The organism is Aquimarina aggregata, from assembly GCF_001632745.1.
Taxonomy (GTDB): Bacteria; Bacteroidota; Bacteroidia; order Flavobacteriales; family Flavobacteriaceae; genus Aquimarina; species Aquimarina aggregata.
This window is the reverse complement of record NZ_LQRT01000049.1, coordinates 1-1,139: the sequence shown is the minus strand read 5'-3', so window position 1 is coordinate 1,139 and position 1,139 is coordinate 1. Positions and strand designations below refer to the sequence as shown.

Genomic DNA, 1,139 nt, shown 5'->3' with positions numbered 1-1,139 from the left:
TTTGTCAGTGATGTGAGTGATGGGAACAGTAATCCGGAAGAGATCATCCGAACCTATAGTGTTACGGATGGAGCAGGGAACAGTATCAATGTGACCCAAACCATTACCATTAATGATACAACTGATCCTACTGCGAGTAATCCCACAGCAATTACTGCCCAATGTAGTGCACCTACGCCCGATGTGACAGTAGTGACTGATGAGGCAGATAACTGTGGTACGGCTACAGTAGCTTTTGTCAGTGATGTGAGTGATGGGAACAGTAATCCAGAAGAGATTACCCGAACCTATAGTGTTACGGATGGCGCTGGGAACAGCATCAATGTTACCCAAACCATTACCATTAATGATACAACTGATCCTACCGCTAGTAATCCGGCAGCAATCAATGTACAATGTAGTGCACCTACGCCCGATGTGACAGTAGTGACTGATGAGGCAGATAACTGTGGTACGGCTACAGTAGCTTTTGTAAGTGATGTGAGTGATGGGAACAGTAATCCAGAAGAGATCACTAGAACCTATAGTGTTACGGATGGCGCTGGGAACAGCATCAATGTGACCCAAACCATTACCATTAATGATACGACTGATCCTACCGCTAGTAATCCCACAGCAATCAATGCACAATGTAGTGCACCTACACCTGATATTACTGTAGTCACAGATGAGGCAGATAACTGTGGTACGGCTACAGTAGCTTTTGTCAGTGATGTGAGTGATGGGAACAGTAATCCAGAAGAGATCACTAGAACCTATAGTGTTACGGATGGCGCTGGGAACAGCATCAATGTGACCCAAACCATTACCATTAATGATACAACTGATCCTACCGCTAGTAACCCCACAGCAATCAATGTACAATGTAGTGCACCTACGCCCGATGTGACAGTAGTGACTGATGAGGCAGATAACTGTGGTACGGCTACAGTAGCTTTTGTCAGTGATGTGAGTGATGGGAACAGTAATCCGGAAGAGATCACTAGAACCTATAGTGTTACGGATGGCGCTGGGAACAGCATCAATGTGACCCAAACCATTACCATTAATGATACGACTGATCCTACCGCTAGTAATCCCGCAGCAATCAATGCACAATGTACTGCACCTGCACCCGATGTGACTGTCGTCACAGATGA

General features: G+C 45.7%; 1 pseudogene. It reads left to right on the top strand.

The annotated features are described in order from the left end of the window. Positions 1 to 1,139 (top strand): annotated as a pseudogene (locus tag AWE51_RS23310) (gliding motility-associated C-terminal domain-containing protein); the annotation flags it as partial.